At 72.2% G+C, this 18,138-nt stretch carries 20 protein-coding genes; 13 read left to right on the top strand and 7 right to left on the bottom strand.

The genetic code is table 11. The annotated features are described in order from the left end of the window. The 3 genes from ACFVYI_RS21925 to ACFVYI_RS21935 all read right to left on the bottom strand — a co-directional run. On the bottom strand, nucleotides 1-597 hold a 597-nt coding region (locus tag ACFVYI_RS21925; protein WP_387888081.1), incomplete at its 3' end, for an ALF repeat-containing protein. Nucleotides 598-864: 267 nt separating this feature from the next. Next, complete coding sequence (locus ACFVYI_RS21930; RefSeq protein WP_387888083.1) at nucleotides 865-2,100, bottom strand: helix-turn-helix domain-containing protein; 1,236 nt, start codon at nucleotides 2,098-2,100, stop codon at nucleotides 865-867. Beyond that, nucleotides 2,100-2,426: a putative quinol monooxygenase gene (locus ACFVYI_RS21935; RefSeq protein WP_387888086.1), complete on the bottom strand. Its 327-nt coding sequence runs from the start codon at nucleotides 2,424-2,426 to the stop codon at nucleotides 2,100-2,102. Before ACFVYI_RS21935 ends, ACFVYI_RS21930 begins: the two co-directional genes overlap by 1 nt. Nucleotides 2,427-2,668: 242 nt before the next feature. On the opposite strand from ACFVYI_RS21935, the gene ACFVYI_RS21940 reads away from it, so the two are divergent. Next, complete coding sequence (locus tag ACFVYI_RS21940) at nucleotides 2,669-3,169, top strand: ATP-binding protein (protein ID WP_387888089.1); 501 nt, start codon at nucleotides 2,669-2,671, stop codon at nucleotides 3,167-3,169. Further along, nucleotides 3,169-3,426, top strand: coding sequence for a hypothetical protein (locus ACFVYI_RS21945; RefSeq protein WP_387888091.1), 258 nt, complete (start codon nucleotides 3,169-3,171; stop codon nucleotides 3,424-3,426). Before ACFVYI_RS21940 ends, ACFVYI_RS21945 begins: the two co-directional genes overlap by 1 nt. Nucleotides 3,427-3,618: 192 nt before the next feature. Here the strand turns inward: ACFVYI_RS21945 and ACFVYI_RS21950 are convergent, their stop codons facing one another. Then, a complete protein-coding gene (locus ACFVYI_RS21950; RefSeq protein ID WP_387888093.1) occupies nucleotides 3,619-4,962 on the bottom strand; it encodes a hypothetical protein in 1,344 nt (447 codons plus the stop codon). A gap of 179 nt (nucleotides 4,963-5,141) precedes the next feature. Between ACFVYI_RS21950 and ACFVYI_RS21955 the strand changes: the two genes are divergently transcribed. Both ACFVYI_RS21955 and ACFVYI_RS21960 read left to right on the top strand, forming a co-directional pair. After that, on the top strand, nucleotides 5,142-5,639 hold the full coding sequence (locus ACFVYI_RS21955; protein WP_387888096.1) for an ATP-binding protein: 498 nt from the start codon (nucleotides 5,142-5,144) through the stop codon (nucleotides 5,637-5,639). Between the two features lie 191 nt (nucleotides 5,640-5,830). Then, entirely contained in the window at nucleotides 5,831-6,697 is an 867-nt protein-coding gene (locus tag ACFVYI_RS21960; RefSeq protein WP_387888099.1) for an alpha/beta fold hydrolase, read from the top strand. Between the two features lie 59 nt (nucleotides 6,698-6,756). On the opposite strand, the gene ACFVYI_RS21965 is transcribed toward ACFVYI_RS21960, so the two are convergent. Beyond that, nucleotides 6,757-7,143: a VOC family protein gene (locus tag ACFVYI_RS21965; protein ID WP_387888101.1), complete on the bottom strand. Its 387-nt coding sequence runs from the start codon at nucleotides 7,141-7,143 to the stop codon at nucleotides 6,757-6,759. Between the two features lie 322 nt (nucleotides 7,144-7,465). Here ACFVYI_RS21965 and ACFVYI_RS21970 point away from each other — a divergent pair, with 322 nt between their 5' ends. From ACFVYI_RS21970 to ACFVYI_RS21980, 3 genes are all read left to right on the top strand, one after another. Beyond that, entirely contained in the window at nucleotides 7,466-8,023 is a 558-nt protein-coding gene (locus ACFVYI_RS21970) for an RNA polymerase sigma factor (RefSeq protein ID WP_387888103.1), read from the top strand. Beyond that, nucleotides 8,016-8,285: a hypothetical protein gene (locus ACFVYI_RS21975; RefSeq protein ID WP_387888106.1), complete on the top strand. Its 270-nt coding sequence runs from the start codon at nucleotides 8,016-8,018 to the stop codon at nucleotides 8,283-8,285. The genes ACFVYI_RS21970 and ACFVYI_RS21975 overlap by 8 nt, the downstream gene beginning before the upstream one ends. 99 nt (nucleotides 8,286-8,384) lie before the next feature. Next, nucleotides 8,385-8,525 (top strand): hypothetical protein, encoded by a 141-nt coding sequence (locus ACFVYI_RS21980; RefSeq protein ID WP_387888108.1) that lies wholly within the window; start codon nucleotides 8,385-8,387, stop codon nucleotides 8,523-8,525. A 177-nt stretch (nucleotides 8,526-8,702) separates the two neighbouring features. On the opposite strand, the gene ACFVYI_RS21985 is transcribed toward ACFVYI_RS21980, so the two are convergent. Both ACFVYI_RS21985 and ACFVYI_RS21990 read right to left on the bottom strand, forming a co-directional pair. Continuing rightward, a complete protein-coding gene (locus ACFVYI_RS21985) occupies nucleotides 8,703-9,224 on the bottom strand; it encodes a hypothetical protein (protein WP_387888110.1) in 522 nt (173 codons plus the stop codon). After that, nucleotides 9,221-9,811 (bottom strand): hypothetical protein, encoded by a 591-nt coding sequence (locus tag ACFVYI_RS21990; protein ID WP_387888112.1) that lies wholly within the window; start codon nucleotides 9,809-9,811, stop codon nucleotides 9,221-9,223. Before ACFVYI_RS21990 ends, ACFVYI_RS21985 begins: the two co-directional genes overlap by 4 nt. Before the next feature lie 135 nt (nucleotides 9,812-9,946). On the opposite strand from ACFVYI_RS21990, the gene ACFVYI_RS21995 reads away from it, so the two are divergent. From ACFVYI_RS21995 to ACFVYI_RS22020, 6 genes are all read left to right on the top strand, one after another. Further along, entirely contained in the window at nucleotides 9,947-11,176 is a 1,230-nt protein-coding gene (locus ACFVYI_RS21995; protein ID WP_387888114.1) for a histidine kinase, read from the top strand. After that, nucleotides 11,164-11,808, top strand: a complete 645-nt coding sequence (locus ACFVYI_RS22000) for a response regulator (protein WP_387888117.1) — start codon at nucleotides 11,164-11,166, stop codon at nucleotides 11,806-11,808. The genes ACFVYI_RS21995 and ACFVYI_RS22000 overlap by 13 nt, the downstream gene beginning before the upstream one ends. Before the next feature lie 2 nt (nucleotides 11,809-11,810). Beyond that, nucleotides 11,811-12,590: a DUF4097 family beta strand repeat-containing protein gene (locus ACFVYI_RS22005; RefSeq protein WP_387888120.1), complete on the top strand. Its 780-nt coding sequence runs from the start codon at nucleotides 11,811-11,813 to the stop codon at nucleotides 12,588-12,590. A gap of 327 nt (nucleotides 12,591-12,917) precedes the next feature. Continuing rightward, nucleotides 12,918-14,024 carry a tRNA dihydrouridine synthase DusB gene (gene dusB / locus ACFVYI_RS22010; RefSeq protein ID WP_387888180.1) on the top strand — a complete coding sequence of 369 codons (1,107 nt, stop codon included), beginning with the start codon at nucleotides 12,918-12,920 and terminating at the stop codon, nucleotides 14,022-14,024. Nucleotides 14,025-14,587: 563 nt separating this feature from the next. After that, nucleotides 14,588-17,296: a pyruvate, phosphate dikinase gene (ppdK, locus tag ACFVYI_RS22015; RefSeq protein ID WP_387888123.1), complete on the top strand. Its 2,709-nt coding sequence runs from the start codon at nucleotides 14,588-14,590 to the stop codon at nucleotides 17,294-17,296. A 316-nt stretch (nucleotides 17,297-17,612) separates the two neighbouring features. After that, nucleotides 17,613-18,131: a ribonuclease domain-containing protein gene (locus ACFVYI_RS22020; RefSeq protein WP_387888124.1), complete on the top strand. Its 519-nt coding sequence runs from the start codon at nucleotides 17,613-17,615 to the stop codon at nucleotides 18,129-18,131. The last annotated feature ends 7 nt before the right edge of the window (nucleotides 18,132-18,138 follow it).

Genomic DNA, 18,138 nt, shown 5'->3' on the forward strand with positions numbered 1-18,138 from the left:
GTCGTCGTCCTGGCGCTGCTTGTCGAGTTCGACGGTGAGGAAGTGGCGCAGGTCGGCGGCGGTGCCGGCGAGGGCCTTCTCGGCGGCCTCGCGGACACCGCGGCCGGTCGACTTGTCGGCGAGGATGCGCTCGATCTCGGCGCGGTCGTCGTCCTCGGCGCGGGCCGTGAACTGGCCCTCCTTGAGGAACGTGACGAGGTCCGCGTAGGTGCCGCTGAGCGCGGCAGCGGCGGCCTTCTTGACGGCGGGGCCGCCGGTGGCGATGAGCTTGCTGACCTCGACCCGGTCGTCGTCCTGGCGCTGCTTGTCGAGTTCGACGGTGAGGAAGTGGCGCAGGTCGGCGGCGGTGCCGGCGAGGGCCTTCTCGGCGGCCTCGCGGACGCCCCGGCCGGTTGACTTGTCGGCCAGGATCCGCTGGATCTCGGCGCGGTCCAGCGCCTCCTGGGTGTCGTGGTCCCCTGCGGCGTCGGACGCCGTGTCCGGACCGGAGACCCCGATCGGAGCCGGCGGCTCGGCGGCGGAGGCCATCGACGGGAACAGCACGGTGGGCGCAAGCGCAGCCGCAGCGATGACGGCGGACACCTTGGGCAACTTCATCAAGTAGACCTGCTTCTTGAGCGGAGAACCCGGGGATAGATCGTGAACGCGCTCAGCATAGATCTTCTTGTGTGGTCGTCATATCAGCATTATTTCCAGGGGCTTTCATCGGAGCGAAGGCCTCGGCACAGCGTGAACGGCAAATCCGGATGTACGAGGACAGTCCTCCTCCGGCGGCCTGAGCGGTACTCGAGGTCATGCCCGGGTCCGCGCCGGCACGACAATGTCGTGGGGTGGGCCGCCGGCGGCCCGCCCCACGACTCGGGACTATCCAAGGGCGTTCGCACGCTCGGCCAGTTGGAGAAGCTCGGTCGGCGCACTCCGGCCGGCGATGAGGACAAGCTCGCGGATCGTCGCGCGTGCTGCGACGTGGGAGTGCACGGCTTCGGGAACGAGTTCTTCGGCTTGCAGGAGACAGTTCAGCGCCTCGCCCGGGTGCCTTCGCTGGGCGTGAGCCCTGCCGAGATCGATCAGGAGGCGCGATCTGCGTTCCGGAGAGAGCCGGCTGGAGTCGATGCGGGCGCCCAGGTCGAGCGCCTCCCCGGCGTCACCGAGTTCGACGGCGGTCGAGACGGCCTGGATCTCCACATTGGTCGGCCCGAACTCCAGGTTGAAGTCGTTGCGGTCAGTGCCGAGCCGGGCCGCGATCTCGCGTGCGTCGGCCAGTTCCTTCCTCGCCTGTTCGCGCCGACCGGCTCGGGCGGCGGCCAGGGCGAGCACGAGGTGCAATGACCCGAGGATCGAAAGGGCCTCGGGCGCCGGGTTCTTGGTCGAGGTCCGCCTCTGCAGGACTGCCACTGCGGCGACCGCCGCATGCTCGGCCTGATCGATTCGCCTCAATCGGACGAAGGCGTGCGCCAGGCGGTAGACACTCGCGAACACCTGCAACGGCTGGGTGGACTGTTCGGCCGCCCGGACGGCCCGGTCGGCGGCGACCCAGGCCGCGTCGTCCTCGCCCTGGCGCGCGAAGGCCGCGGCCAACGCCTGGTAGGTCCGGCTGAGCAGAAGGTGGAGGGCAGGACGGTCCTCGGGTGCGGTGGTCCGTGAGGCGAGTTCCAGCTGTGGCAGGAGGACGTTCACGGCGGTGTTCAGGTCGGCGAACCGTGCCGCATGCGTCAGCTGCCAGATCTCGTCCACCGCGTTGCCGAGTTCGCCGAGGTCGACCGCATCGGCGCGAGGGGCATCGTTGAACAGCGTCTCCAGAGCGGGGTGTCCCGACAGCAGGAGCCGTGTCAGATCCAGATCGTTGGGTGCTGCCTCGTGTGCCGACGGGAGAGTTGCGGTGAGCGGTGCGTCGGGCCGGAGGGTCTGGATCGAGATGCCGAGCCCCTCGGCAAGGAGGTGGAGGACGTCGAGGCGGACCACCGGCTGGACGCCTCGCTCAACCTGCGAGACCCAACTGGCGGTCCGGTTGATCGCGGCCGCCAACTGCTCCTGGTTCATGCCACGTTGCTTGCGGAGCTGGGCTACCCGGGCGCCGAAAGTGCGACGGTCTTCAGGCATCACTGCTCGGCCTGCCTGTCGGGCGTGCCCTTGCCGGAGATCTCGTCCAGGAAGGTGACCTCGAACGAGGCGAGGTGCTGGGCGCGTTCGCTCAGGAAGCGCTGGACGTGCGGCTGGCGCTCGTGCTCCTCGAACGCCGCGCGGTCCGCGTAGAGCTCGTAGAACACCCGGACATTGGGCTCGTCCGGCACCGAGTGATTGACGTAGACGAGAGTGCCCGGTTCCTGGGTGCGGATTCCTTTCAGGGCCTCCTCTGCCAGCCCGTCGAAGGCGCGGGCCGATGCCGCGTCATGGGTGGTGAAGCGAACAACGAGTCCGAATCCCATGGTGCCAACTCCCTTTGAGGTTGGGGCAAGTGTTGCATGGCTCGCTGAGTATCTGTGAGTCGCATCACTTCTTGACTCACAGAATCTCTGCGAGTAGCTTCACGTGTAACGGATCGATCACCAAGAGTGATGGTGGTTCTCCCGCCGTTCTGCCCACGTTCCCGTGGGCAGCTGTGGCCCGTGGAGCATCGTGGGAGCGGCTGTACTCCTTCCGGACTCCATGCTCCAGTGACGGAGATGCAATGGAGTCGACCCGAATCGCCAGCCCACTGACCATGGCGCGGTTTCCCGTTCCGCTGACGTGGGACGTACCGCCCGACGCGGCCGCAGTGCCCGAGGCGCGGCGATTGGTGGTGACGATCCTCCGGGAGTGGGGTGTGCCGTTGTCGGGCGATGCTTCGGGGGAGGTGGAGTTGTGCGCGGGCGAGGTGATCGCCAATGCGGTGGAGCACACGGGTGGTCGCTGTGCGGCGAGCGTGGAGTGGCGTGGGGAGCGGCTGCGGGTCGAGGTCGCGGATGCCGGCGCCTCGCTGGCGCGCTCGACGCCGGAGGAGGAGGCCACGAATGGGCGTGGCCTGTTGCTGGTGGAGGCGTTGGCGAGCGCCTGGGGCTGGCACCGGCAGGGCGCGGGCAAGGTGGTCTGGTTCGAGTTCCCGATCGGGTCGGTGGCAGACGAGTGGTCGTCCCCCACGCACGGGTGGGGGACGACGAAGGGTCTCCACCGAATCGGGCGGGTGGCGTGATGGGATCCTCTCTCACCCGCGCGACGGTCGAGCAGCGCCGAGCGGCCGCCGATGCGCTCGACGACCTCCGGGCCGTCCTCGCTCTGGGCGGCGTCGCGCTGCCGTCTGTCGGGATCGACTGGCAGGCGGGCAGGGCGACGGGCGACTACCGGATCGATCTCGGCGCCGTCCGTCCGGACGTGATCGTCCGCCTCGTCGAACTCCTCCGGAAGGGGCTCCGTCATGAGCGGCAGGAAGAACTCGCCGGTCAGGGCTGAACTGGCCCGTGCCGGCGTCGTCTTCACCGCCCTCGGCGGCCTCGCGGTCGGTCCCGCCCTACTGGTGGGCGTCGACCGGTCGACCGGTCGACCGTCGGGCGCCTCGCCTGGTGGGCGCTCTTCTCCACCGCCCTCGTGACCCGCCTGCGGTGGTCCGAGTGGTCCGAGTCCTGAGGCTCCTGGCCGGGCCCGTCAGGCCGCGGCCTTCCTGAGGGCCACGTCGCGGGTGCGCTGCTGGAGTTGGCGGACGACGGGTGTGTCCGGGCGGGCGGCCACGGTGGTGGAGAGGGCCCGGAAGTGTTCGTCGCCGCGGACGGAGCTCAGCGTGACGTAGTCGTCCAGGAAGGTGTTCCACGTCGCGCAGGCGGCCTCCACGTGACCCAGCTCCATCTGGCGGCGCGCGAGCAGGCCGTTGGCGTGCGCCCGGCCCTGCTTCTCGTTCACGGGCCGGGCCCGGTTCGAGAGCTGGAGTTCCTTGATCGCCCCTGGGAGGTCGCCGAGTTCGTACAGGACGTGGGAGACGTGGAAGTGGTAGGCGGCCTGGTCGTAGCCCCCGACCGCGTCGTTGCGCCCGTCCGCGAGGGCGAGAGCCGTCTCCGTCTCGTTCAGCCGGGCGAAGGCCTGCCGCCGGTCCTTCACCATGGCCGCGCCGTGGGCCTGCTGGCCGGCGAGGAACGCGCGCAGCCGGGGGCCCGAAGCGGGCGCGGCCTCGGCGGCCGAGTCGGCCAGTTCCAGTGCCTTCGGGCCGTGGCCGAGGCTGGCGGCCTGGAGGGCCATGCCGCGGAGGGTGCGGCAGTAGGTCACGTGGTCCTGGGCGTCGCGGGCGAGCTTGAGGGCCTCGACGTAGTACTTCTGACCGAGCCCGTGGGCGGTCTCGTACATGGCCATCCACCCGGTCAGGTAGGTGAGGTCGGCCGCGGCCGAGAGCAGGTCGGCCTTCACCTCGGCGGTGCCGGACGCCTGGAGCCACGGCCCCACGGAGTTGACCAGGAACGCGGCGGCCATCGGGCGGGCGTGCGCCGCGCCGAGTTCGTCGAGGATCCCGGCGATCCGGTCGGTCATGTTCCGGACGGTCTCGACCTCGCCCTGTCCGACGCGCACGGTCGGGCCCGCCGACGCCCGACTGATCCGCTCGGCGCTGTCGTCGAACACCGGCAGGCTCAGCGCGGCGGAGTACAGCCCGGCCGCGAGCACGCTCCGCCGGGACGGGTCCATGTCGGCCCGGCCGATCGACATCAGGTCGGCCGGCGCGCACCGGTCGCCGGCCGGCTCGGGGGCGGCCTCGAAGCCCGTCTCCTCAGGGGTGACCGGACGCCCGAGGCGGCGTGCGAACGTCTCCCGCACGACCTCGCGGACCTCGGCCCGCGGCTGGACGCCGGCGAGCCAGTGCGAGACCGACGACTTGTCGTAGGTCAGTCGCAGACCCGCCTCGCTCCCGGTCCGGTTGACCGCACGGGCGAGCCGGTCGTTGCCCCAGGCGGTCTCCTGCATGAGCGCGGCCAACGCGGTGTTCGGCGTACGCGGTCGTTGCGCCATCACGATCCCCGTCTCCTTCGTTCAACCGATTCAACCCCCGGACCAGCATGGCTTGTTCTCCTCTCCTGTGTACCCCCGTTGACTTGATGTCAGCCCAACGGGTGGTCGGGGCCGTGGTCCGTACGACTTACCGACCGGGCGTACCCGATGTGACCCCTGTGGTGGGACGGAGCAGACCGGTGACCAGCAGTCCTCTCGGCAATGCGAGATTCCAGGTGCCCTGTGAGTGGGACGTGCCGCCCGATGCGGCCGCGGTGCCGCGGGCGCGGCGATCGGTCGTGGCGGTCCTCCGGGAGTGGGGTGTGCCGTTGTCGGAGGAGGCCCTGGAGGACGTGGAGTTGTGCGCCGGCGAGGTGATCGCCAATGCGGTGGAGCACACGGGCGGCGGGTGCTCGGTCAGCGTGCGGTGGCGTGGGGAGCGGCTGCGGGTCGAGGTCGCGGACGCCTCTGCCCTGCTGGCCCGCTCGGAGCCGGAGGAGGACGGGGAAGCCACCAGGGGGCGTGGCCTGCTGCTGGTGGAGGCGCTGGCGAGCGCCTGGGGCTGGCACCGGCAGGGCGCGGGCAAGGTGGTCTGGTTCGAGTACGCGGTCGAGGTGGTGGCCGACGAGCCGCCGCCGCCCACGCACGGGTGGGGGACGGCGAGGGTCCTGCGCCGGCCCGGGCGGGTGGCCTGGTGAGGCCCGTCCGCAGCCCGGCTGCCCAGCTGGCGAGGCGGCCGGACGGCCTTCGCGGAGGGCGGCGCCGGACGGGCCGCCGCCGGGGTGGTTGAAATCTGTATTCTGTGCAGCTGTTCGATTGCGGGTCGCGGTGCAGGCCGTCCCGCAAACGCGGCCGCACAGGCGGAATTGATCATCAATCAGGGGGAAGCATGACAGCGCAGGTCACGGCGGCAAGATTCTCCGTCGGGTCGGTGCACTCGGCGGACGGCACGGTCATCGGTTACCGCAGCGTGGGATCGGGCGGCCCCGCGCTGCTCGTCGTACCCGGGGCGCTGTCCGTGGCCGAGGAGTTCGACGGAGTCGCCGCCGAACTCGCCCGGCACTTCACCGTGCACACCATCGAGCGGCGCGGCCGCGGTGCCAGCGGTCCGCAGGGCGACGGCTACGGCGTCGACGCCGAGTGCGCCGACATCGAGGCGGTGCGGGCCGCGACCGGTGCGCGCCTGGTCTTCGCTCACAGCTTCGGCGCCTTCCTCACCCTGGAATCCGCCCTGCGCGGATCCGCCTTCGACCGGATCGCCCTCTACGAGCCCGGGGTCTCCATCGACGGCTCCGTCCCGATGGGCTGGGCCCCCGAGACCGAACGGCTGCTGGCGCAGGGCAAGGACGCCGAGGCCTTCCTGACCTTCGTCCGCGGGATCAATCCGGAGACCTCCGGCAAGGCGCCGCGCTGGCTGCTGCGGATCATCCTCCGGTTCGTCATGAAGGAGCCGGAGCGGCTGCGCAAGCACGCCCTGCTCGGGGGCACGATCCGCGAGCACGCCGAGGCGGCCCGGCTGGACAACGACTACCCGAAGTACGCCGGGCTCACCGCTCCCGTCCTGCTGATGGCCGGCAAGGACGAGGCCACGACGGGGGCGGGCCGCGCGGCCGTCCGCCTCCGCGAGGTCATCACCACCTCCGAACTGGTCCGCTTCCCCAAGCTCGACCACTTCGGCTACGAGAAGGACCCGGCGGCCGTCGCCGCCGCGGTGAGCACCTTCCTCCTCGGCGGCGGCCGGCCCGCGGCGCAGTAGCCCGCCGGGGCCCGTCGGACCCCCTCGCCGGGGGCTCCGACGGGCCCGGTCGGTACGGCTCAGCGGAGCTGGAGCAGGTCCCAGCGGTTGCCGTACAGATCCTCGAACACCGCCACCGTGCCGTACGGTTCGTGCCTCGGCTCCTCCAGGAAGCGGACCCCGGCGGCGGTCATCCGGCGGTGGTCGCGCTCGAAGTCCTCGGTGTTGAGGAACAGCCCGACCCGTCCGCCGGTCTGGTCCCCGATCCGCGCCGTCTGCTCCGGCTTCGACGGGCGTGCCAGCAACAGCCCGGTCTCCGTCGACCCGCGCGGCGCCACCACCACCCAGCGTCCGCCGCCCTCACGCGGTGCGTCCTCGCGCAGCTCGAAGCCGACGGCGTCCACGTAGAAGGAGATCGCCTCGTCGTAGTCCCGTACGAGCACGGTGGTCAGTCCGATATGTGCCATCCCACGATCGTGCCACCCCGCCCCGCGGCCGGCTCGCACGACCCGACCCGACAGGTCCGGCACGAGCGGCACCATGTGCTCGCCCGCCGCACAGGCCTACCCCGCGGCGTCGGCACGCCCGGTCGGCCGGAGAAGCCCAGTGTGTGTTCCGACGGCGCCGGGGCCGAATCCTTTTCGCGGGGGCGGGTCTCCTATGAATGTTCCGACGAACAGGTCGGACCGGATCGGGAGGTAGTCGTGATCATCGGAATCGCCGTCGCCGTCACCGTGGTGCTCCTGTGCACCTGCAGCGTGGTCGTGCTGAGGAAGCGGGGGCGGCGACGTGGTTGAGTCCGCCGCCTGGCCGGGGGAGCAGCTGGTCGTGGCGGCGCAGGCCGGGGACGTCGACTCGCTCGCCGCGCTGGTGTCGGGGGCGCACCCGCATGTGCGGCGGTTCGCCCGGTCGTTGTGCGCGTCGCCGGAGGACGCCGAGGACGCGGCGCAGGAGGCGCTGATCATCCTCTACCGCAAGATCGGGATGCTGCGGGCGTCCGGTGCGCTGGCGTCGTGGATGTTCCGCATCGTCCGCAACGAGTGCCTGCGCCGCGCGCGGATGCTGCGGCGCGAGCTTCCGCCGGTGGGGGACGAGGGCGTGCTGTCGGCCGAGGACGAGGTGCTGCAACGCCTGGAGGCCGGGCGGGTGGCGGCGGCGATCGCCGCGCTCCCGGCCGACCAGCGCCGCGTCCTGGTCATGCGGGACGTCCAGGGCCTCAGCGGCCGGATGGTCGCCGACGCGCTGGGCCTGAGCAGCACCGCGATGAAGTCGCGACTGCACCGCGCCCGTACGACGGTCCGCTGTGCGCTGCGGGCCACGCCGACTCCTGGAGGTACCGGTGACTGACCGTCCCGACTTCGCGAGCGCGTCGCTGACCCGGCACCTGGCGCGCGGCGCACTGGGCTTCGGCGCGCTGATCGGCTCGTTCGCGCTCATTCCGGTCGTGGGGCCGGGGGCCCTGCTGCTGCTCCCGGTCGGGGTGCTCGCCCTGCGCGGCTGCCCGATGTGCTGGACGATCGGGCTGATCCAGACCGTCTCGCGCGGCCGTCTGAAGCGCTCCTGCACGGTGGACGGCCAGTGCCGGCTGACCGTCGCCGGGCCCGACTGAACGCCGGCGCCGGTCGGCCCCGGCCGTCCGGGACACCTCGACCCGCCCGTCTGGGGCCGGTTCGTCGACGGGTGCGGCGAGTTCCGCTGCGACGACGTGGTGAGCGGGCGCACGATCACCCTGCGTTTCGAGTGGCTGGACGTCACCGCCGACTCGCCGCGGTGGGTGCAGTCCTTCTCCTACGACGAGAGGGAGAGCTGGGAGCCCAGCTGGGTCATGACGCCGACCCGGTCGAGCTGACGTCCGGCGGCAACCGTCCTCCGGTGGTCGCCACCGGCCGACGGTGACGGCCACCGAACGGTCCAGTTCGGGGCGGGGGCGGGGGCGGGGGCGGGGGCGGGGGCGGTGCAGGCCGGTGGGCCGGGCCCCGCCGCCATTCCAACGGGCCTCATCCGATGGAGCGGGGGAGGCGGGTGCTCAGCCGGAGGACGGCGAAGGAGCCCAGCAGCCGGTCGGCGAGGCGGAGGGCCAGGGCGCGGACGAGGAGACCCGGGCGCGGGTGGACGTCATGGCGGTCGGCCTCCGCGCCGGACGCCGCCGCTGACCGGCTCCCGCCCGTCGGCCGAGTGCCAGGCAGAGGGCGGCCAGCGGCAGTTCGACGCAGCCGGCCATCACCAGGGCGGCGAGCAGCGGCAGGCCCGGAGCGGCGGTGCCGATGTCGGCCAGGGCGTCGCCCGCGAGCAGCAGCGCCACCAGGCAGGCGGCCCCGAACGCGGCGGGGCTGCGGCGGCGCAGCAGCGCGTCCAGCCCGAGCAGGGCGGTCAGCTCGGCCAGGTCGAGGGCGACCCAGGCGGTCTCGTGGCAGGCGGCCAGCACGGCCAGCCAGGGCAGCAGGGCCAGTGCCGCCAGGGCGGGCACCCGCGGCGCCCAGGCGGGCAGCGCCGGGGCGGCCGGTCGCGCGGCCGTGGTCGGCCGGGCTGTCAGGAGGGCGGTGCTCACCGTGCGCTCCGATCGCGGCGGCGGGCCCGCTGCAGCGGCTGCCGCTCGCGGCCGTCGGGGTGCTCCACCAGCACGCCGTTGAACGGACCGTGCGCCCAGGCGAGCCAGAACTCCCCGTCCACCGTGAGGACTTCGGGCCTCTCGACGACCCCGGCCGCCCGCCCGGCCCGACGCAGCCGCCCGGCGGTGAACTCCACGACGGGGGCCGGGCCGCCTCGCGGGAGCCGGCCCCAGGCCAGCCCGAACGACCCCCGCGTGCCGGGGGTCGGGCACCGCCGGGCGCCGCGCAGCACCTGGGGGGCGAGCCGGGCCGCGACCACGACGTCCAGCAACTCGCCGTGCTCGTAAAGCTCCAGTGCCGCCCGCCCCCGGGACGCCGGGACACCCCGCACCGACCACGGGCCGGGCAGTTCGAGCGGCCCGAGCGGCCCGCGCAGCACCGGTGATGCCACCGACCCCGCCACCCCGAGCAGCCCGGGCGACGCCACCGCACCGCCCGGCAGCGCCCCCGGGGCGGAGGCGTTCCCGTTCCCGGTGGCGGGCCGTCGGCACGGCGGGGTGGCGGTGTGCGGTCGAGTGCTCGTCATGCCGTCAAGACTCCCGCCGGACGGCACCCGCTGTCGGTAGTGCACCGCTCCGAACCGGGGGTGTAGCCAGGTACACCCCCACTCTCCACTCCCCTTCATGGCGGCAGTCGATCTTCGAGCCCTACGCTGTCCGTCATGCCCTCCACCCCGCTGCGCCGCGCGCTCGCCAGGAGCGCCGGGCGACCGCCGTGGTCGGCCGCCGTCTGGCGCGACACCCGCTTCATAGCCGCCGGCATCCCGCTGGCCGCGCCGATCTGGCTGTCCCTCACCTACTCCAAGCTCTTCCTGCCGGTCGTCGGCCTGTTCCTGCTCGGTCTGCGCCTGCTGACGGCGGCCCAGCGCGGCCGGCTGCGCACCCTGCGCGGGGTCGAGGTGCCGCCGCTGCTCCGGTCGGCCGGCACCCCGGCGGGCCTGTTGACCGGGCTGCGCACCGGGGTGAGCTGGCGCCAGGTCGGCCACCACCTGCTGGCGGGCCCGCTGCTCGCGCTCGGCGCGCTCGGGCTGCTGTACGCCTGGGGCGCGGGCCTGGCGATGGCCACCGTCTACGGCTGGGCGTGGCTGATGCCGCCCTCGAACCCGGCGCGCGAGTCGCTGGTGAAGCTGGACGTCCCGGTCACCGTGGCCGGTGCCCTGCTGCTCTTCGTACTGCCCTGGGTGACGGCCCTGCTGGCCCGGCTGGAGGAGTGGGTGGCCGTGCGGCTGCTCGGCCCGGGCCGGGCGGAGACCCTGGAGCGCCGGGTCGAGGAGATCGCCGAGAGCCGGGCCGGCCTGGTCGACGCCGTCGACGCCGAGCGCCGCCGGATCGAGCGTGACCTGCACGACGGCGCCCAGCAGCGGCTGACCTCGCTGGCGATGAACCTGGGCCTGGCCCGGCGCACCCTCAAGGACGCCCCGCCCGAGTTCCTGCAGGTGATCGTGGACGCGCACGAGGAGGCCCAGGCCGCCATCGACGAGCTGCGGGACCTCGTCCGCGGCCTGCACCCGGCCGTCCTGGAGGACCGCGGTCTGGACGCGGCGCTGTCCGGCATCGCCGCCCGCTCACCACTGCCGGTACGCCTCGACGTCGCCCTGACCGAGCCGATCGCCCCGACCGTCGAGGCGGTCGCCTACTTCACCGTCTCCGAGGCGCTGACCAACGTCGCGAAGCACGCCCGGGCCTCCCGGGTCGACCTCTCGGTGCGGACGGCCGGCGGCCGGCTGCGCCTGGTCGTCAGCGACGACGGTGTCGGCGGCGCGGACGCCGCGCGCGGCACCGGCCTGACCGGGCTGCGCAAGCGCGCCGCCTCGGTCGACGGCACGCTGTCCGTTCTCAGCCCCCTCGGGGGGCCCACCACCATCACCGTGGAGTTGCCGTGCGCGCTGTGATCGCCGAGGACTCGGTCCTGCTCAGGGTCGGTCTGGTCAAGGTCCTGGAGGCGGTGGGCTTCGAGGTGGCCGCCGCGGTCGGGGACGCCGAGGAGCTGCTCGCCGCAGTGGAGGAGCACCGCCCGCAGGTGGTGGTCGCGGACGTCCGGATGCCGCCCGGCTACACCGACGAGGGGGTCCGGGCCGCGCTGCTGATCCGCCGGCAGTGGCCGGAGGTCGCGGTGCTGCTGCTCTCCCAGTACGTCGAGGAGCGGTACGCGGCCGACCTGCTGGCCACCAACACCAGCGGGGTGGGCTACCTGCTCAAGCAGCGGGTGGCCAATGTCGACGACTTCGTCGAGGCACTCCAGCGGGTGGCCGAGGGCGGGACGGCGCTGGACCCGGAGGTGGTCGCCCAGCTGCTGGTGCGCCGTCACCGGGATCCGCTGGAGAAGCTGACCCCGCGCGAGCGGGACGTGCTCGGCCTGATGGCGGAGGGCCGCTCCAACGCGGCGATCGCGGCCGCCCTGGTGGTCAGTGACAGCGCGGTGGCGAAGCACATCAACTCGATCTTCACCAAGCTCGATCTGCCGCCGGCCGACAACAGCCACCGCCGGGTGCTGGCGGTGCTGCGCTTCCTGGAGGTCGGGTAGCCGTGCGGGGACGTCGTGGCTGGCAGGTCACCGGGACGCTCGCGCTGGCCTTCGTCGTGGTGTTCGGCGCCGTGCAGACCTGGGCGATGGTGGTGCAGCAGAAGGCGGTGTCCGAGCGCACCTACCAGGTCCCGGTGACCAGGGTGGAGCTGGACACCGGGACGGCGGCGGTCCGGATCCGGGCCGGAGCGCCGGGGCGGGTGGTGATGAGGCAGTACCTGGACTGGACGGTCCGCAAGCCCACGGTCTCGGCCGTCTTCGACGGCGACGTGCTCACCGTCCGGATGCGCTGCAACCAGCTGCTGCCGGCCGTGGACGTCGGCTGCGACGCGCTGATCGACCTGGAGGTGCCGGCCGCGGCCTCGGTCTCCGGCGGGGGGACGTCCGGCAGCATGGAGGCCCGGGACCTGACCGGGGACGTCCGGCTCTCCGCGACCTCGGGGGCGATCCAGCTGTCCGGGCTCTCCGGGCAGGTGTACGCGCGCACCACCTCCGGCCAGGTGACGGCCGACGGGCTCAGGTCCGCGCGGGTGGAGGCGAGGGCCTTCTCCGGGGAGATCCGCCTGGACTTCGTGCGGCCGCCGCACCTGGTGGACGTCGGCGCGACCTCCGGCTCGGTGTCGCTCGTCCTGCCGCAGGGCTCCCGGTACGCCTTCGACTACAACGGGGGAGCCGGCGGCGAGCGCCACATCGATCCCGAGCTGGCCGACACCGCCAGCCCCGACACCGTCCGGGTGACGACCACTTCGGGTGAGGTGCGGATCGTCTCCTCGGGGAGCTGACCGGGGCTGACCGGGGCAGGCTCACCGGCCCGTCGAGAGGGCCCGTCGAGAAGCCTGTGACGAGGCCCGTCGAGGGGCGGGCGCAAGCCCCGGCAGGTCCGGCGGGAGCCCGGAGAGCAGCGCCGACCGGCCCCGGCGCGCGGTGGGGGACAATGAAGAGTCCCGAACCCCCGTCCACGAGGTCAGCCGCGCATGACAGCCACGCTCGACACCACCGCGTCCGCGTCCGCGACCGCGCCCGCCACGGCAGCCGCAGCCGCAGCCGCAGCCGCCGCCGCGCCCGCGTCCGCGACCAGCACCGAGTTCGCGCCGCTGACGATCGGCCCGATGCAGGTGTGGCCGCCCGTCGTGCTGGCGCCCATGGCCGGCATCACCAACGCGCCCTTCCGCACCCTCTGCCGCGAGCAGAGCGGCGGCAAGGGTCTGTACGTGAGCGAGATGATCACCACCCGGGCCCTGGTCGAGCGCAACGCCAAGACCATGCAGCTGATCAGGTTCGACGCGAGCGAGAAGCCGCGCTCGATCCAGCTGTACGGGGTGGACCCGGTGACGGTCGGCAAGGCCGCCCGGATGATCGCCGACGAGGGCCTGGCCGACCACATCGACCTCAACTTCGGCTGCCCCGTCCCCAAGGTGACCCGCAAGGGCGGCGGCTCGGCGCTGCCGTACAAGCGCAACCTGCTGCGCGAGCTGCTGCGCGAAGCCGTGGCCAACGCGGGGGACCTCCCGGTCACCATGAAGATGCGCAAGGGCATCGACGACGACCACCTCACCTATCTGGACGCGGGCCGGATCGGCGCGGAGGAGGGCGTGGCCGCCATCGCCCTGCACGGGCGCACCGCCGCCCAGCACTACGGGGGCACGGCGGACTGGTCGGCGATCGCCCGGCTGCGCGAGTCCGTCCCGGCGCACGTCCCGGTGCTCGGCAACGGGGACATCTGGTCGGCGGACGACGCGGTGCGGATGATGCGCGAGACCGGCTGCGACGGCGTGGTGGTCGGGCGCGGCTGCCTCGGCCGGCCGTGGCTGTTCAAGGACCTGGTCTCGATCTTCGAGGGCGAGGTCGATTACGCCCGCCCGAGCTTCGCCGACGTGGCACGGGCGATGGTGCGCCACGCGCAGCTGCTCGGGGAGTGGATCGGGGACGAGGCCCGCGGCGTGATCGACTTCCGCAAGCACGTCGCCTGGTACACCAAGGGCTTCTCGGTCGGTTCCGAGCTGCGGGTGAAGCTGGCCAACTCCTCCTCGCTGGCCGAGTTGGCCGAAACCCTGTCCATGGTGGAGCAGTCCCAGCTCTGGCCGGCCGGTGCGGACGGCCCGCGCGGGCGCACCAGCGGCAACAACCGGGTGGTTCTGCCGGAAGGCTGGTTGGACGATCCGTATGACTGCGCTCTCCCCAGTGCAGACGCCGAATCGGACACCTCTGGCGGTTGATCTATACGCACTGGCGAAAATGCCCCTCGGCAGCCCCTCGCCACCGCGTCCCAGCCCTCTTGTCCAACCTGGACAGGAGGGCTCCTTTTTGGTGCATCGATGTCACGGAACGAGCACGAATCCGGACGCAGTGCGACGATCGGCGGAGGAGGACTACGTTCGACGGGCGAGATGCGTCCGTGACGCTTGCCACATACCGTGGGGCCTGACGACCCTTCAGGGGACGAAATGGACAGGTCGGCGGGGAATCGCTTCCCGAAGGGGGTGACGCGGGATCGGGTGCTCGGGGTGCAGGAAATCAAGCCGGGGCAACACGCTGGACCGCCGACCGCTACCCTCCGTCCCCTTCGTGTGATCTTCCGGTTTCCTTGTGTTCAAGAGTTGAACATTGGCTAGCGTCATCCGGACGATTTCACCAACAGAGGTGAACGCCTTTATGTGCATTCGATCTATTGGGTTACCGCTGGGTACCGGCCTCGTACGGCCTATTGGCGGCGCGGAAGCGCCTTCGAAATGGGTATGTTCTCCGGCGTCAGGGCAACCGTGTGCGAGGAGACCGACCCGTGCCGTCCCAGCAGAAGTTTGTTTACTCCTTCACCGAAGGAAACAAGGACCTCAAGGATCTTCTTGGCGGCAAGGGCGCGAACCTGGCCGAGATGACCAACCTGGGCCTCCCCGTCCCTCCGGGGTTCACCATCACCACCGAGGCCTGCAAGGTCTTCCTGGAGACCGGCAGCGAGCCCGCCTCGCTGCACAAGGAGATCAGCGCCCACCTGGACGCCCTTGAGCAGGAGATGGGCAAGCGGCTCGGCCAGGCCGACAACCCGCTGCTGGTCTCGGTGCGCTCCGGGGCCAAGTTCTCCATGCCCGGCATGATGGACACCGTCCTGAACATCGGCCTCTCCGACGCCTCGGTGGTCGGTCTGGTCGCGCAGTCCGGCAACGAGCGCTTCGCGTGGGACTCCTACCGCCGTCTGGTCCAGATGTTCGGCAAGACCGTACTGGGCGTCGACGGCGAGCTGTTCGAGGAGGCCCTGGACGAGGCCAAGCACGCCAAGGGCACCACCAACGACCTGGACCTGGACGCTTCCGACCTCCGGGAACTGGTCGAGGTGTTCAAGGGCATCGTCGAGCGCGAGACCGGTCGGGCCTTCCCGCAGGACCCGCGCGAGCAGATGGACCTCGCCATCCACGCCGTCTTCCACTCCTGGAACGGCGACCGGGCGCGGCTCTACCGTCGCCAGGAGCGCATCCCGAACGACCTCGGCACCGCCGTCAACGTCTGTTCCATGGTCTTCGGCAACCTCGGCGAGGACTCCGGCACCGGCGTCGCCTTCACCCGTGACCCCTCCACGGGCGCGGTCGGCGTCTACGGCGACTACCTCTCCAACGCCCAGGGCGAGGACGTCGTCGCCGGCATCCGCAACACCCTGCCGCTCTCCGACCTGGAGCAGCTCGACAAGAAGTCGTACGACGAGCTGATGGCGATCATGCTGAAGCTCGAGAACCACTACCGCGACCTCTGCGACATCGAGTTCACCATCGAGCGCGGCAAGCTCTGGATGCTCCAGACCCGGGTCGGCAAGCGCACCGCCGCCGCGGCCTTCCGGATCGCCGTCCAGCTGGTCGACCAGGGCCTGATCGACCTGGACGAGGCCCTGATGCGGGTCACCGGTGGCCAGCTCTCGCAGCTGATGTTCCCGCGCTTCGCGCCGAACGCCGAGTCCAAGCAGATCGCCTGGGGCCTGGCCGCCTCGCCCGGCGCCGCGATCGGCAAGGTGGTCTTCGACTCCTACACCGCCGTCAAGTGGTCCCGCTCCGGCGAGAAGGTCATCCTGGTCCGCCGCGAGACCAACCCGGACGACCTGGACGGCATGATCGCCGCCGAGGGCATCCTCACCTCGCGCGGCGGCAAGACCTCGCACGCCGCCGTGGTCGCCCGCGGCATGGGCAAGACCTGTGTCTGCGGTGCCGAGGAGCTGGAGGTCGACACCAAGCGCCGCCGGATGACCACGTCCGACGGCCTGGTGCTCGAGGAGGGTGACGTCGTCTCCATCGACGGCGCCACCGGCAAGGTCTACCTGGGCGAGGTACCCGTCCTCCCGTCCCCGGTGGTCGAGTACTTCGAGGGCACCCTGCACGCCGGCGCCGACGTCCAGGGCGGTCTGGTCCAGGCCGTGCACCGGCTGATGTCGCACGCCGACGGCCGTCGCCGGCTGGCCGTGCGGGCCAACGCCGACAACGCCGAGGACGGCGGCCGCGCCCGCCGCTACGGCGCCCAGGGCATCGGCCTCTGCCGCACCGAGCACATGTTCCTCGGTGAGGAGCGCCGCAAGGAGGTCGAGCACCTGATCCTGGCGGACAACGACAAGGACCGCGAGACCGCGCTGTCGACCCTGCTGCCGCTGCAGAAGAGCGACTTCCTGGAGCTCTTCCAGGCGATGGACGGGCTGCCGGTCACCGTCCGCCTGCTCGACCCGCCGCTGCACGAGTTCCTGCCCGACATCACCGAGCTGTCGGTGCGCGTCGCCCTCGCCGAGGCCCGCAAGGACCCGAACGAGAACGACCTGCGCCTGCTCCAGGCGGTGCACAAGCTGCACGAGCAGAACCCGATGCTCGGCCTGCGCGGCGTCCGCCTCGGCCTGGTCATCCCCGGCCTGTTCGGCATGCAGGTCCGCGCCATCGCCGAGGCCGCCGCCGAGCGCAAGCTGGCCGGCGGGGACCCGCGTCCCGAGGTGATGATCCCGCTGGTCGGCACCGTCCAGGAGCTGGAGCTGGTCCGCGACGAGTGCGAGCGCGTGCTGGCCGAGGTCGCCCAGTCCACCGGCGTCCAGCTGGACATCAAGCTCGGCACCATGATCGAGCTGCCGCGCGCCGCCCTGACGGCCGGCCAGATCGCCGAGGCCGCCGAGTTCTTCTCCTTCGGCACCAACGACCTCACCCAGACGGTCTGGGGCTTCTCCCGGGACGACGTGGAGGCCTCCTTCTTCACGGCCTACCTGGAGAAGGGCATCTTCGGGGTCTCCCCGTTCGAGACCATCGACCGCGACGGCGTCGGCGCGCTGGTCAAGCACGCCGTCGAGGCCGGCCGGGCCACCCGCCCCGACCTCAAGCTCGGTGTCTGCGGCGAGCACGGCGGCGACCCGGAGTCGGTGCACTTCTTCCACGAGGTGGGGCTGGACTACGTCTCCTGCTCCCCCTTCCGGATCCCGGTGGCGCGCCTGGAGGCAGGCCGCGCCGCCATCGAGACGGCGGGCAGCGACTCGCGCTGAGTGCGGTGCCCCGGCCGGGCATCGGCCGGGGCACCGTCGGCGCGACTCGGTCGCTGACCGCACCCCCTCCCACCGGGGAGGGCGTACACCGGGGCTCGGCGCAGGAGAACCGGCGTACGTAAAGCGAGCGGGGCGGGAACGGACAACGGCGTCCGTTCCCGCCCCGCTCGTCTGTCTGCCCGCAGGTCTGCCCGCCCGGCCGCCGTCCCGCCCGCGGGTCTGCCCGCCCGGCTGCCCGAAGGGGCGCCGCGGCCGTGGCCGAGGCCACGTGTGTGGCTGGCCGGCCGTGGCCCGGCGGGCTGCCAAGCTGGAGCGCATGACCAGCAAGAACCGCCTGTTCGCCCTGGTGGCCGTCCTGATCTGCGCGGTCGCCGCGATCGCCGGGTACCTCCTCTCGGACGACGGGACGGGCCGCCCGAAGGCCGCCGCCACCTCCTCCGTCGCCTCCGCCGGCGTGACCACCACGAGCCCGAAGCCCTCCGCCCCCAGGCCGTCCCCGCCCGCCGGCACGACCCCCGCCCCGGCCGGCGGCTGGGTGCCCACCGATCCCGCGCTGGCCGACGTCTGCCGCACCGGACTGCCCGGTCAGGCCCTCGACACCCTCGGCCTGATCGCCAAGGGCGGCCCGTATCCCTACCGCTCCGACGGAATCGTCTTCGAGAACCGCGAGAACCGCCTTCCGCGCAAGGCCTCCGGCTACTACCACGAGTTCACCGTCGTGACCCCGGGCTCCGGCGACCGCGGCGCCCGACGCGTCGTCACCGGCAGCACCGGCGAGCAGTACTGGACGGCCGACCACTACGCGACCTTCCAGGAGATCGACGCGCGCTGCTGAGCCCTTC

Source organism: Kitasatospora sp. NPDC058218, assembly GCF_042882445.1.
Lineage (GTDB): Bacteria > Actinomycetota > Actinomycetes > Streptomycetales > Streptomycetaceae > Kitasatospora.